General features: G+C 69.9%; 12 protein-coding genes and 2 pseudogenes. 5 read left to right on the forward strand and 9 right to left on the reverse strand.

The window, feature by feature from the left end:
• The first annotated feature begins 15 nt into the window (after nt 1-15).
• Genes ACFW9Z_RS09125 through ACFW9Z_RS09135 form a run of 3 tightly spaced genes read left to right on the forward strand, consistent with a single transcriptional unit; the run spans nt 16 to nt 2713 of the window.
• Nucleotides 16-1008, forward strand: a complete 993-nt coding sequence (locus ACFW9Z_RS09125; RefSeq protein WP_384636636.1) for a Gfo/Idh/MocA family protein — start codon at nt 16-18, stop codon at nt 1006-1008.
• Entirely contained in the window at nt 1005-2267 is a 1263-nt protein-coding gene (locus tag ACFW9Z_RS09130) for a DegT/DnrJ/EryC1/StrS family aminotransferase (RefSeq protein WP_384636639.1), read from the forward strand. The genes ACFW9Z_RS09125 and ACFW9Z_RS09130 overlap by 4 nt, the downstream gene beginning before the upstream one ends.
• On the forward strand, nt 2264-2713 hold the full coding sequence (locus ACFW9Z_RS09135; RefSeq protein ID WP_384636642.1) for an NUDIX hydrolase: 450 nt from the start codon (nt 2264-2266) through the stop codon (nt 2711-2713). Before ACFW9Z_RS09130 ends, ACFW9Z_RS09135 begins: the two co-directional genes overlap by 4 nt.
• Before the next feature lie 82 nt (nt 2714-2795).
• Here ACFW9Z_RS09135 and ACFW9Z_RS09140 read toward each other — a convergent pair whose 3' ends face one another.
• From ACFW9Z_RS09140 to ACFW9Z_RS09150, 3 genes are read right to left on the reverse strand one after another with little or no spacing between them, the layout of a single operon-like run.
• On the reverse strand, nt 2796-3386 hold the full coding sequence (locus tag ACFW9Z_RS09140; protein ID WP_384636645.1) for a hypothetical protein: 591 nt from the start codon (nt 3384-3386) through the stop codon (nt 2796-2798).
• Complete coding sequence (locus ACFW9Z_RS09145; RefSeq protein WP_384636648.1) at nt 3383-5191, reverse strand: alpha/beta hydrolase; 1809 nt, start codon at nt 5189-5191, stop codon at nt 3383-3385. The genes ACFW9Z_RS09140 and ACFW9Z_RS09145 overlap by 4 nt, the downstream gene beginning before the upstream one ends.
• Nucleotides 5188-5619 carry a hypothetical protein gene (locus ACFW9Z_RS09150; protein ID WP_384636651.1) on the reverse strand — a complete coding sequence of 144 codons (432 nt, stop codon included), beginning with the start codon at nt 5617-5619 and terminating at the stop codon, nt 5188-5190. Before ACFW9Z_RS09150 ends, ACFW9Z_RS09145 begins: the two co-directional genes overlap by 4 nt.
• Nucleotides 5620-5879: 260 nt before the next feature.
• Between ACFW9Z_RS09150 and ACFW9Z_RS09155 the strand changes: the two genes are divergently transcribed.
• Complete coding sequence (locus tag ACFW9Z_RS09155) at nt 5880-7040, forward strand: hypothetical protein (protein WP_384636654.1); 1161 nt, start codon at nt 5880-5882, stop codon at nt 7038-7040.
• 144 nt (nt 7041-7184) lie between these two features.
• Here the strand turns inward: ACFW9Z_RS09155 and ACFW9Z_RS09160 are convergent.
• Nucleotides 7185-7761: pseudogene (locus ACFW9Z_RS09160) on the reverse strand (Scr1 family TA system antitoxin-like transcriptional regulator); the annotation flags it as partial.
• Nucleotides 7762-8006: 245 nt separating this feature from the next.
• Between ACFW9Z_RS09160 and ACFW9Z_RS09165 the strand changes: the two are divergent.
• A pseudogene (locus ACFW9Z_RS09165) lies at nt 8007-8663 on the forward strand (class I SAM-dependent methyltransferase).
• A 24-nt stretch (nt 8664-8687) separates the two neighbouring features.
• On the opposite strand, the gene ACFW9Z_RS09170 reads toward ACFW9Z_RS09165, so the two are convergent.
• The 5 genes from ACFW9Z_RS09170 to ACFW9Z_RS09190 all read right to left on the reverse strand — a co-directional run bounded on the left by ACFW9Z_RS09170 (nt 8688) and on the right by ACFW9Z_RS09190 (nt 13153).
• A complete protein-coding gene (locus tag ACFW9Z_RS09170; protein WP_384636657.1) occupies nt 8688-9371 on the reverse strand; it encodes an alpha/beta fold hydrolase in 684 nt (227 codons plus the stop codon).
• Nucleotides 9372-9674: 303 nt separating this feature from the next.
• Nucleotides 9675-10001 (reverse strand): nuclear transport factor 2 family protein, encoded by a 327-nt coding sequence (locus ACFW9Z_RS09175; protein WP_384636660.1) that lies wholly within the window; start codon nt 9999-10001, stop codon nt 9675-9677.
• Between the two features lie 219 nt (nt 10002-10220).
• A complete protein-coding gene (locus tag ACFW9Z_RS09180; protein ID WP_384636663.1) occupies nt 10221-11282 on the reverse strand; it encodes a hypothetical protein in 1062 nt (353 codons plus the stop codon).
• A gap of 181 nt (nt 11283-11463) precedes the next feature.
• Nucleotides 11464-12360, reverse strand: a complete 897-nt coding sequence (locus tag ACFW9Z_RS09185; protein ID WP_384636666.1) for a LysR substrate-binding domain-containing protein — start codon at nt 12358-12360, stop codon at nt 11464-11466.
• A 28-nt stretch (nt 12361-12388) separates the two neighbouring features.
• The gene (locus tag ACFW9Z_RS09190; RefSeq protein WP_384636669.1) at nt 12389-13153 is read right to left on the reverse strand and encodes an SDR family oxidoreductase; all 765 of its coding nucleotides are present in this window, start codon (nt 13151-13153) and stop codon (nt 12389-12391) included.
• Nucleotides 13154-13383 lie beyond the last annotated feature (230 nt).

Below are 13383 nucleotides of genomic sequence, written 5' to 3' on the forward strand. Positions count from 1 at the left end.
GGAAGGAGCCTGTCCATGAAGAGACGAGCCGCAGTCATCGGCCTGGGCCACCAAGCACGCGAGGACCACCTGCCGGGCCTGCTCGCCGCCGGACGAGCCGAGCTGGTCGCGCTCTGCGACAGCGACCCGGTCGCCCTGGGCGCCCAACAGGACGTCCACCGGGTACCAGGCTTCACGGACACCACAGAGCTACTGGACTCGATCGCTCCGGACTTCGTGATCGTCGCCGTCCCCCACCACGCGGGCCGGGCCGTGGTCGAGGAGTGCGCGGCCAGAGGCATCCACATCCTCAAGGAGAAGCCGTTCGCCACCTCCCTCTCCGAGGCCCGCGAACTCGCTGCGATCTGCGCGGCGGGCCGGGTGGAGCTGATGGTCACCCTCCAACGGCGCTTCAACCCGATCTACACGTCTGTGGGCCAGTTCCTGGACCAGATCGGCACGCCGTTCCTGCTCGACGGCCAGTACACGTTTCACACCGACGACCCCGGTGCCGGCTGGCGGGGAAACGTCAGCCAGGCCGGCGGCGGTTGCATCATCGACATGGGCTACCACGTGGTCGACCTGCTGCTGTGGTACTTCGGGATGCCCAGCCGGATCATCGCCGAGTTCTCCACCGCCGCTCTGCCCGAGGCGGGATATGACGCGGAGGACACCGCAGTCATCCAGATCGGCTACGACTCCGGCCTCTACGGGTCGGTCCTTCTGTCCCGCTGGATCGCGCCGAAGACCGAAGAGCTGTCCGTGGTCGGCACCAAGGGCTCCGTCCTGCTGACGAGGGGGCAGGTCCGGCGGATCGCCCTGGACGGCAGCGTGGTGGAGGAGCTGACCCGCTCGCAGGCACCCGTCAGTGCGGCCGCCGCCCAGATCGACCACTTCTGCCGTGTCCTGGACGGCGAGCGCACCAACGCTTCCGGCCCCGCCCAGCATCTCGCGCACGCTGCCTTCGTCGCCGCCTGCTACGAGTCGAAGAAGGCCGGGTGCTACATCGACCCCAAGGAGCTGCTGTGACGACCACGACCACCCTTGCCCTGCTCGGCGGCGAGCCGACCGTCACCGCCGACGGACCGCACTTCGAGTGGCCCCCGATGGACGACGCCACCGAGCAGAAGGTCCTCGCCCAGCTTCGTACCGCAATCTCCGTCCCGGACCGCTCGGGCATCGTCGCCGAGTTCGAGGACGCCCTGCAGGACTACTTCCACGTTCGGCACGCCGTCACCTTCAGCTCCGGCACCTCGGCCCTGCATGCCGCCTACTTCGGCGCGGGCATCGTGCCCGGTGATGAAGTGATCGTCCCCGCCTGGACGTTCCACGCCACCGCCTCCCCCATGTTCCACCTGGGCGCGGTACCGGTGCTCTGCGAGACGGGCCCGGACGGCAACATCGACCCGGCCCGGGTCGAGGAGCTGATCACCCCGCGCACACGGGCCCTGATGGTGACCCACCTGTGGGGCAGACCGGCGGCCATGCCCACGCTGCGGCGTATCACCGACACACATGGCATGGCGCTGCTGGAGGACGGCTCCCACGCCCACGGTGCGACCCACAGCGGGAGGAAAGTCGGCACGTTCGGTCTCGCGGGGGCCTTCTCCCTCAACGGTCCCAAGCCGCTGTCCGGGGGTGAGGGCGGCTTCGTACTGACCGATGACGACACCACGTACTACCGGCTGCTGACTTTCGCCCACTACAACAGGCGGGCGAAGTCGGAGATCCCCGAGAGCCATCCGCTCGCCCTCTACACGACCACCGGCGCAGGCCTCAAACTCCGCATTCACCCCCTCGCCGCCGCCCTCGCCCACGACCAGCTCGGGCACCTCGACGCGCGCCTTGCGGGCCGTGCCGAGATCGCCAGGTACCTGATGGCCGAGTTCGCCGACATTCCGGGCCTCGATGTCATACCGATGCCCGATGGAGTGATTCCTTCCTGGTACGGATTGACGCTCGCCTACCGCCCGGACGAGCTCGGTGGCCTGAACATCGAACGCTTCCACCAGGCGCTCCTGGCCGAAGGCGCAACCGAGTTCGACCGGCCCGGCTCCACCTGCCCCATGAACCTGCTTCCCCTGTACCAGAATCCGACCCTGCTCTTTCCTGGCAACTCGTACGGCCGGAGCCACTACCAGACAGGGGACTTCCCTGTCGCCGAGCTGGCCCACGCCCATACGATCAAGCTTCCGGTCTGGCATCGTGAGCAGGATCTTCCTCTGGCCGCTGGTTACGTTCGCGCGGCCGCCAAAGTGAGTGCCCACCACAAGGAGCTGCTGACGTGACCTCCCTCCTTCCCGTCCTCCTCGCCGAGACCCTTCTCGCCGACGCCCGCAGGGACGCCATCGGGAAGTACGTCGTCGGCGCGCTGGTCACCGATGAGAAGGGCCGGGTACTGCTGCTCAAGCGGCGGGCCGATGACTTCCTCGGGGGCCTGTGGGAGCTGCCGAGCGGTGGGGTCGAGCCCGGTGAGCGGCTTGAGGATGCCTTGCGCCGGGAGGTTCTGGAGGAGACCGGGCTCACCGTCACGGGCGTCACCGGGCATGCGGGCAGCTTCGACTACGCCTCCCGGAGCGGCCGCAGGACCCGGCAGTTCACCTTCACCGTCACCGTGGAGGCCACCTCGCCGGTCGCCCTGACCGAGCACGACGACTTCACCTGGGCCGACCGGAACAACGAGCTGCCGGCCGTAAGCGACGAGACACGCGCCCTGCTGACGGGACAGGGATAGCCGGGCGCCCGACGGTGGTGGTCCCGCCTCCGACCCCGGCTGCGGGCCACGTGCCGCCGTCGCACCGTCGGCCCGCCACAGGTCAGGGCGAGGGGGTGGGGCCAGGCACCGAGGTCTCGGCCGACCAGAAGTCGGAGCGGACGTTGGGAGTGGGGATCTCACTTTGGTACGTCCGACCGTTCGCCACCTTCGTGGGCTCGGCCACCTTGGACTTGTCCACGCAGGGGCTGGTGACTTCGAAGAACGCCTGTCCCTTGTAGCCGAAGAGGACGGTGATACCAAAGCCGTCCTTGGACGTAGCGTAGATCGCTGGCAGGTCCTTGCTCGGATTCACCGTGTCGATCCGGTATCCGCTCGCCTTCCAGAAACGCTCAACCACGCCGAGGAAGTTGCCCCGGCGCTGTTCGGAGACAACCGTCATCACGGTCCAGTAGCGCGTCACGTCACAACTGCCGGTGGTCGTGGCGTCGTGAACCCATTCGATCTCCGGCTTGATCGCCCCGACCGTCGCGTACAGCATCGCGTCGGCACGCTCAGCCGCGCCCTGCATGTCCATGCCTACCAATGCCCCGTTTCCGTTCTTGGCGCCGCCCAACAGCCCGCATCCGGCAAGCAGCAAGCCGGCCACAGCCGCCGCACAGATCAGTCGAAGGGTCCGCGTGATGTGCCTCATCGATGCTTCTCCCTCACGATGGCATCAGGTCGTCCTGCGACGATGTTGGCGATGTTGTCCGCCGACACCCGGTCCTTTTGGGGAGTGAAGTACTGAGAGTGGGCGTCAAAGAGTCCCATGTCGCGGATCATCCTGGGTCCGTCATCGACCTCGAAGCGCTGTGCTCCGAACGCCGCGCTCGCCGGGTCCTTGCCGAAGTACAGGTCGTCGTTACCGATGTCATAGAGGTCCCGTCCCACCCTGAGCCCCACCGGGCCGCCGGTGATCCAGCCGAGCGCCACCTCGCCCTTCGTGGGCAAGTGGGTGACCGGATCGTTGTCGGCGGCGCCGACGAACACATGGTCCTTGCCCACGCCGAGTTCCGTCGCCTTCTGCGCGTCCACGCCGGGGCTCCCGAGCAGGATCACGTCATCGACGCCCGGGATGCCGTCGGACTCCTTGGCGGCCGTGCCCACGGTGAGTGAGCCGTAGGAATGGCCGATCGCCGTCACATGCGGGTCCGCGTTCTCGTTCGTCGCCGAGATGCCCGCCATGAACTCGTTGTACGCCGGGGCACCCCGTTGCGCATCGCCCCTCGACATCACGTCCACGTTCTGCGGGGCGTCATAGCCCAGCCAGATGATCGAGGCACTGGACGGGTCCACCCGCCGGGCTCCCCTGGCCGTGTCCTGAGCCCGCTTCATCGTGTCCTCGACGAACTCGCCGTCGAGCTTGGTGCCGAGACCGGGAACGTACGCCGAGACGTTCCGGGACGTGTCCGGGTCCCCGTACGAGACGATCGCGCGTCCGTTGCCCTCGCCGCCGATGCCCAGAAGGAACATGGGCGGGTGGCTCGACTTGTCCAGTTTTTCCTGGATCATGCGGAGGGCATCAAGCTTGGTCTTCGCGTCGTCGCCGCCTCGGCGCTCCAGCTCGTCGATGAGGACCGGAAGGTAGTTGCGGTTCGCCTCATCGCGGACGGCCGCCGGGATGCCGTCCAGGCTGCCGATCAGGTCAGGGGCAACCTTCAGGTACTCCTGCCGCTGTTCTTCGGTCAGGCCGTCCCACCACTTCTTGCGCTCGGCGGGGCTCTTGTCCTCCGGGATGCCCTCGCCGAGGTGCATACCGGCGGCGGAGCGGACGTCGGCGGTGTCGCGGGCGACGTCCTTCAGGGTGGCCGCGGTGACGTTGAGGCCCTTCTCCGCCCTCAGGCCGTTGAGGGTCCTCGTGTACCGGGCGTCGATCTCCTGCGCGGACCGTACGGCCCGGGCGATACGGTCGGCCACGTCCTGCGCCTTCGCCGCGTTCGGGTTCAGCGGCTTGAAGCCCGCGTAGCCGGGGGCCAGCGGCAACTGCCCCTGCGGGCCGAGGCCGGGCGGTTCCAGTGGGAGGCGGGAGCTGCCCTGGGTCTTGCTGCCCGGGGCCTCCTGCTTCGCCCCGGTCGCGTCCTCGACCTCGACGGCCGGGTAGCTGACGGAACCGTCCGCCTGGACGGTGAAGTTCAGGGCGGCGGCGTCCGCGAGGGCCCGCTTCAACTGGTTCTGGGGCTCGGCGAGATCGCCCGCGAGTCCGTTGAGCGCGGTACGGACGAGCCCGCACTCGGTGTGCACGTACTGGAAGTTGCGGCTCAGGCGCCGGAGCCTGCCGAGGGCCGCCTCCGCCGCATCGCTCTCCTGGGTCTCGCGGAGCTTCGCGGACATCGCTCGGTCGACCCGTACCCGATCGGAGGCTGAGCGACCCGAGACCTCGTGCCACTTTTCGCTTGCCTCTGTGAACTCGGAGGTCTTGAGGTCACGCAGGAGCTGCCAGGTGAGGGTTCCGTTCATCGCTTCGCCGCCACCTTGCCGCTGGTGTCGACGCCCTTGAGGGACTTGTCGACCGCGGCCTCCGTCTCCCCCATCTCCTTGGCGACCGACAGCAGGGTCCCCTTGAGCTGCTCGCACTCGTCCCGCACCGCCTGAAGGCGTTCCTCCCAGGACGTCAGCACACTCTTGAGGGCCGCAACGGAGCTGAGACCGGCGGCTCCCACCTCGATGCCCTCGTGGCCAGGCCGAAGCGCTGACCTGCTCTTCTCCGTCCTGGTACGCAGATCCCCGGCAGTTCCGGAGGCGCTGGTCCAAGGGCCCTTGCTGTGCTTGAGCTTTCCGGTTCCGCCCGTGCCGGTCCCGGGGCCGGAGGCCGCCGAGGCGAGCCTCATCTCGGGCCCCTCGTCGGCTGGTCCGAACATCTCCTGCCAGCGCTCCGAATGCGACACGGCTCCCCCGTCCATCTGCGTTCCGCTTCCGCGCCCAGAGAGACTAGCGCAAGGCATGCACGTGTACGCGATCGGGAACAAGTCTCGAACAGGAGGGCGGCGGTAACCGGTCAGGCCACCGCCCCCAGCCCGCCCCCGGCCCGCTCCCGGCTTCTGTCGGGCAGACTGGCAACAGGCGTGTTGGGGAGGGGGCACAGGTGCTGAAGAATCGCCAGGGGCACGGGAGCAGTAGAAGACAACGGCGCGATGAGGCAGTCCACTTGGACGAGAAGATCACTGCCTTCGGAGAACTCCTCACCGCCCATACATTCGTCCCCGGGCAGCCCGGTGCCGACGCGGACGCGGTCGCCGATTACCGGCGGGCCCTGGACGCCTATGAGCAGGCGGCGCGGAGTCTCGGGGCGGGGCGGCGGCGTTCCGGCGCAGGGTGGTGGCTTCTGCCCTCGTCCGGGCGCCCGGACAGCCTGGGTGCGCTCCGCGCGCTGGACGAAGGGCGGCACGCCCTGGCCTGTCTGGACGCGCGACTGTCCGGGAAGCCCCTGCCCAGGCGGCTTCCGCTCTGCTTCTTCGATCCTCGCCACGGCCCCTCCGTCAGCGAGCACCAGTGGGCGCCGGGCGGTGGCGCGGTGCGGCTGATCGCGGTGTGCGCGGCGGACGCGGTACGCCTCTCCGAGGGTGGTGGGCCTGTCGCCGGAGCCCCGGCCCACGGCTCCGGCGTACCCCCGTCGATGCGTACGCCGACCGCCGGAAGCAGCCCCCTACCGCAGAAGCGGGCCAGCGGCAGCAGGCCCGTACCACGGAAGCAGCTGGCGCCTGTCGCAGCCGCTCCCCTGCGCGACGCCCCCGTGTCCGGCCGAAAGCCGCGGCTGCGGGAGCGGTACACCAGCAAGCAGCTCGCGGTCAGGGGCGCACTCGTGCTGTTCGCCGTCCACGGGGTCGCGCTCTACTGGGTGGGCGGTATGGACGGCGAATGGGGTAACCCGTTCGAACGGTTCATGAGCGTCCTGCTCGTCTCCTTTACCGCCTGCGCCATGGGTGCTGTCGCCTTTGTCATGGGAGCCGCCGCCTCCAGGCAGCTATCGCTCCTGTGGCGGACTGCGCGTCGAGGCGAGCGCGTACGAGCCCGGTTCGTACGCAAGGAGACCAGCAAGAGCGGGGGGCACTATCACGTGTTCGCCGTCACCGATGTGACGGGCCGTCGACACGAATACCGGCGTTCGGCGGGCGGTCCGGCGGTGGTTCCCCTTCCGTACCGCAAGGTCTGGTACGTCCAGGGGGTCGCGGACAGCGACAACCCGCTCGGAGTCCTGGCGCCCCTGTGGATAGCCATCACAGCCTGCGTGTGCGCGGCGCTGTCGCTGCCGCTTGCCTTTGGCGCGCTCTACATCATCCCGGGGACGCTTGTCCGCGCTCTCTTCTGACCTCCGTACGCCGCCGGACGTCAGCCGCGCCTCACCGACAGCAATGTCATCGCCCGTGCCAGCACCCTGAACCCGAACACCAGGACGCCCAGCGCACTCGCACAAGGGAATGGCTTACATCCTTGTGCGGCCGGTCAGACCCCGCTCCGCATGCCAGTTCTCCACGATCACCTGGCGGTCGTCGTAGACCCAGAAGGCCGTGGCGGGCGGGACCCTGAGCGACGCGGACAGCGGAATGATCCCCAGCTCCACCGTGTCCAGGCCGATGGCTCCTGAGGGACGATCGAGTTGGGCCGCGAGCACCGTCGGCGGGCAGACCAAGGCATGCAGCGCGGCCTCCCACATGATGAGGTGGAAGCGCTTCGAGGAGTCGTAGAGCTCCTGTTGGCGCTTCATACGGGACCGTACGGCCTCCTCCTCCGTGTCGCGCGGCGACCGTTGCAGATCCGCGTACCAGGTGAAGATCGCCCGGGCGTAATCCGGTGTCTGGAGAATCCCGAAGACCATGGACGGCTCCCAGCCACGAAAGACCGCGGCGTCGGCGTGAGCACTCAGGTGGGTGTCCTGGACCGCCTTGCGCCCTGCCGCCAACTACCTTCGCCACGACCGGATGTGCGGCTCGAAGCCCCGGAGGCGCGCGAGCAGTTCGTCATACGGCGTCGGGCTGGGCGGTTGCCGCCGCCCAGGCGCGCAGGTCGTCGGACGAGGGGGTCTGCCTGCCAACGAAGGCCGCTACAAGCATCACGCGCCATCCATCGAGCGCCGCAGCGACGGCCTGTGCCTGCGCACCGCGGGCTTCCTGACCTCCATCGGCTTCGATATCGACGAGGAGCTGTGGGCGATCGACGGTACGGAGTGCTCGCCGTGCGACAACAAGGTCCCTGGCAGCCACTGAACGACCCCACGCCGGCCCCTGCCCCTCGGCCTCCGAAGGCCGGGGGCCGGCCCCTGCGAAGAGGACCCGCCTTGCCCGCACACCACGACATCGCCACCGAGACGGAGCTGTGGGACACCTACGCAGCTTCCGCCTTCAAGGAGGACGCGGAACCGAGCTTCTGCTGGACCCAGTACGCCGGGCACGGGCCCGGGCCGGAAGTGCTCGGGGATCCTCGTTCCGTGCTGGAGGTCGGCTGCGGGACCGGTCGGGCGCTTGTCCACCTGGCCCGGGGCGGTGTTGCGGTGAGGGGCGTCGACCTGTCGCCCGTCATGGTGAAGAGGACCACCGCCAAGTGGTCCGGGACCGGGGCGGAGTTCGTGTGTGCGGAGGTTCTGGAGCACCTGCGCGACCACGAGGAGACGTACGACGCGGTCTACTCGATCTTCGGGGCAGCCTGGTTCACCGACCCCGGCCGCCTGTTTCCTCTCGTACGCCGACGGCTCGGGCCCGGCGGGGTGTTCGCCTTCTCGCAGCCACCGGCCATCCCGGGCGCGTACGGGCCGCAGGGCATGTACAAGGGCGGCTTCGCGGGCAAGGCGATGTTCACGTACCGCTACAGCTAACGCCCGGCCGTCTGGGAGCGTCTGCTCACCCGGGCGGGGTTCGCCACCGCCTCCGCCGAGGTGCTCGACGCGCCGCACCCCGGGCACATCGGGACGCTCCTCGTCCGTGCGGTCGCCCCCTAACGGAGGCCGCAGGCCCTCACAGTTCTACGAGCCCGCGGCCTCCGCCAGGATGCGGGCGAGGTCGCGGGGGCGGCTGGCCATCGGCCAGTGGCCCGAGTCCAGGTCCACGTACTCCAGGTGGGTGGCGCGGGCGAGGTCGGGGCTCTCTCCCGCGGCGATCCACTCCTTGGCCTGGGCAGGGGTGAACTCGGGGCAGACGACCACCACGGGGACGTCGAAGCGGCGCTCGTCGGTCAGGCGCACGACCCCCCGGGCGACCCCCTCGGGGACAGGGAGCGCGGCGGACGCCAAGCGGTCCCTGGCCTCCTGGTCCAGGTCGGCGGCGTCCGCCCCTTCGAAGGGGCCCCAGCCGGGGAAGGGCATCGCGCCGCCCTCCATCGCGAAGAGATCGGCGTAGGCCTGACCGTCGGCGGCGGGGAAGCCGCCGATCAGCGCGACCTTGGCCACCTTCTCCGGTCGCGCGTCGGCGGCCAGCCAGGCCAGGCTCGCTGCGGCGGAGTGCCCCACCACCAAGGGTCTCCCGGGCGCCGCGTCGACGGCGGCGAGCACGGCCGCCACCTGGTCGTCGAGCGTCGCGTCGGCAGCGCCATCGCCCTGGCCCGGGAGGGTGAGGGGTATGGGGCGGTGCCCCAGCGCAGTGAGTTCGGGTACGACGTCGTCCCACGCGGATCCGTCGAGCCACAGGCCGGCGATGAGCAGGATGTCCACAGCGGTTCTCCAAGGAAGAGAGGCGGATCAGGCGGCTCTCGCACGGTATCGGGAGGTACTGACAACGGGACGGGATCCGGGAGCTGCCCAGCGGGGGATCGAGATCGACCAGCGGGGGGTGATCGACCGGCGGGGGGATCGACCAGCGGGGAACCGGCAGCCTGGGAGTCCGGCGGCTGGGAGTCCGGCGGCTGGGAGTCCGCCGACTGGGAATCCACGGCTGGAATCCGTCGGTGGAGCTCCCGGCGCCGCCCGTGAACCGTGCCGTGCCAGGCCAGGCCAGGCCAGGGACAGCCTCAGCGCTCAGGCCGGTGCCTGCCCCGTCTCGAAACGGCTGATGCTGTCGCCGGTGACCGTGAAGACCCAGCGCGTCCGCATCGTGCCCCAGGTGTCGTTCGTGTAGTCGACGACGAGGGTGCGGCCGTCGTCCGAGGCCTCCACCACCTTCATACGGCCGTTCGCCTTCGGGGAGAAGATCTCCTTCTCCGTCCAGGCGGCCAGGTCCCGCTCGCTGCCGTCGTCCGACATCGTGGCGCCCTCGGTGAGGACGGCGGTGAAGGCCGTCTTGTCGCCCGCGTTGACAGCGGCGACGAACCTCTCCACCACCGGGTCGCTGATCGATGTGGTCATGGTGCTGTTCCTCCTCGGTCGGCCGGGGACGGGCGTCCCCGGAGATCCGATCCGAGTCTCTGTCGGCGGGCTGCCCGCCGCATGTCGGGCGACGGCCCCTTCGGCCGGGGACCGCCCCGGCCCAGGGGCGGCACGCCCTCCGCGGGTGCAGGCACGGAGGCGATGCTGCCCGGACCGGGCCGGGACGGGGTAGGGGGGTGGCGCGTCTGCGCCGGGGGATCACCCGCGGGCGCGACGCCTTCTGGCCCGGCTCGCGGCGACGGCGAGACCGATCCCCAGGGCGACCAGCGCCCCGCCCGCGCCGAGAACCCACTTCGTCGCGGCGCTACTTCCCGTATGGGCAAGCCCTCCGCCCGCCGCGCCGGACGCCGCAGCCTGACCGGCACCGCCGGAGGGGGCGGGGTCGGTCCCGGTGGGCTCCGGGGCGGGCAGGGGGTGCGCGGAGGCAGCGGGGGTGGAGGTGGCGGAGGGATCGGGGGTGGGAGTGGCGGTGGCGGAGGGGTCGGGGTCCGTGGACAGGGTGGGATCAGGGTCCGTGGACGGCTCCGGATCGACGGACGGGTCGGGCCCGGGCCCGGTGGACGGCTCCTGGTCGGGGTCCGTGGACGGCTCCGGCTCCGGGTCTGTGGACGGCTCCGGGCTCGGGTCCGTGGACGGCTCCGGTTCCGGGTCCGTGGACGGCTCCGGGCTCGGGGCATCGCGGTGTACGAGATGCGTGGGCACCCAGTAGTCCACGTCTCCGGTGGAGTGGTCCTCGTCGGGTTGCGGGCCGAGGTACAACTCGACCGACGGCGCGTCGGCGGAGAACTTCATTCTCAGCCGGATGGTGGTCTTTCCCGGCGGCAGCACCATGGGGCCGACGGGGAGAGCCACGTTCACATCCCGCTGTCCCATGTCCTGCAGCCTGGGGTTGACCCATGAACCGCCGAACCGCACCTGGACGCTCATGTGCGACGGGTGGAGGGCCGGATCGGGGGCGATGGTGATCACCTGTATGTCCGCGGTGAAATGGGAGATCTCCCCCTGGGAGATGTTGTCCAGCACCAGGTCGAACTCCTCCCAGGCACCGCCCGCCACGAACGTCTCGGGCACGCCTTTGAGCCTGGTCACCAGACCTTTCTCGACCGCGTCCCGACGGCCGTCGCCCGGTGTCGCGCCCGCCACGCCGCGGACGGAGAGGACCTGCGCGCTCCTTGTCACGGCCAGCGCCGGTGTGCCTCCCAGAAGTACCGGGATGGCCACCGATGCGGCGGCCAGCAGCGCGATGTGTCGATGTTTCATGGAACTACCGATTCCTTCGAGGGGTGCGAGATCACCAGCATCTCGACCCTCCGACGGCCCCGATAGCCACCTTCTTCTTATCAACTCATAAAGGGAACTTTGGGGTGACTCCGGTTCAGTACGTCATATACCTGGTACGTCACATACCGAGTACGTCCGAGTACGTCACATACCGAGTGCGTCATATACCGCCCCTGCCTGCCCCCTCCCCCGCCCGACTGAGGAACACGTCCCGGTCCCGGCACGTCGTGTGCGCCGGCCACAGCGCGTGGACCGGCACGTGGACCGGCGGGTCCAGGTCGATGACGTGGGCCGCGCCGCCCGCCGCCGGGCCCGGGGGTGCCGTGACGAAGGCGATGCGGCCCGTCGCGCTGACGGCGGTGATGGGCGGGGTGCCCTGCACGGGGTTGCGCCGGGTGTCGGGTTCCACGCCCGCCTGGCGGCACAGGCCGATCAGGAGGTCCGTGTACACGGACGAGCCGGACTCGCCCCACACCGTGAGCGGCTCCCCGCTCAGGTCGGCCAGGGCCACCGTGGGCCGGGCGGCGAGCGGGTGGCCGGCGGGGACGGCGATCCGGAGGCGGTGTTCGGCGATCCGGGCGCGGGTGAGGCCCGTGTCGGCGGGCATGGACCGGCTGAGCCCCACATCGCAGGCTCCGGTGAGGAGTTGGTCGCGCAGCTCGTCGGGGAAGAGCTGGCGTACGTGGGCCTGTATGCCCTGCTCCTCCGTACGGGCCCGGGTCAGCAGCTCCACCACCTCCTCCGCGGTGACCGCCGGGGTGTGGCCGATGCGCAGGTGCCCGGCCTGGCCCCGGCCGATGCGCCGGGTGCGCTCCAGGGCGGCGTGGGCCTGGGCCTGGAGCGCACGGGCGTCGTCGATGAGGGCCTGACCGGCGGCAGTGGGGGTGACGTGCTGGTGGCCCCGGTCCAGGAGCTGGACGCCGACGTAACGTTCCAACGTACGGATGGAGGTGCTCAGGGCCTGCTGGCTGAGGTGCAGCCGTTCGGCCGCCCGGGTGAACCCGCCCTCCTCCGCCACGGCGACGAGGTGTTCCAGCTTGTGCAGGTCCAGGGTCACGCGGTCCTCCCCACCTTCCGGCGCTCGCTCAGCGGACCGTGTAGCCGCCGTTCGCGAAGATCGTCTGGCCGGTGATCCAGCCGCCCTCGGTGACCAGGAACTTCACCAGCGGCGCGATGTCCTCGATCTCCGTCAGCCGCCCGCCCATCGCCTGCGACTTGTGGAACTCCACCCGCTCGGGCGTCTCCTGCGGGTAGAAGAACGGCGTGTCCATCGGCCCCGGCGCCACATTGTTCACCGCGATCCCGCGCGGCGCGAACTCCTTGGCCGCCGCCCGGGTGAAGTGCTCCAGCGGGGCCTTGGCGCCCGCGTAGGTGGCGTACCCGTCGGTGAAGGCGGCGAGCAGGGAGGTCACCAGGCTGACGATCCGGCCGCCGTCGTTGAGCCGGGCACCGGCCTCCTGGAGGAAGAAGTACGCGGCCTTGGAGTTGATCGCGAACATGCGGTCGTACTCCTCCTCGGACGTCTCCCCGATCGGCTTACGGAGCACCATGCCGGTCGTGTTCACGGCCACGTCCACCCCGCCGAAGGCGTCGAGCGCCTGGTCGAAGAGGCTGCGTACGCCTTCGACCCGGGTCAGGTCCTCCCGTACGACCAGGGCCTGGGCACCCGTGCCCCGTACCGCTTCGGCCGTCTTCTCGGCATCGGCGGCCGTGTTCTCGCTGTGGTAGTGGACGACGACATTGGCCCCGGCCTCGGCCAGGGTCCGGCTGATGAGGCCACCGAGGTTCTTGGCCCCTCCGGCGACGACGGCGGTCTTGCCGCTCAGCGACTGCTGCTGCTGCTCGCTCATGGTTCCGGTCCTTCTCTCCGGCCGCATCTGATCGATATGCGGCGTTCGTCTGCGTCCGTTGCAGTTTCTTCCTTCCACGCTAGGAGCGCGCGCCCGTCCCGGGGAAACACAAAGATCGCGTCGGCCCACCAGGAAGATGGATCGGTGCAGCTCAGCGGGGGCGCGGTGGGGGCGGGGCGGTGACCGGGAAAGCCATTGACGTACCCGTTCGGGTCACCAAGGATCACCAC

The sequence above is a fragment of the Streptomyces sp. NPDC059452 genome (genome assembly GCF_042750035.1).
GTDB lineage: Bacteria > Actinomycetota > Actinomycetes > Streptomycetales > Streptomycetaceae > Streptomyces.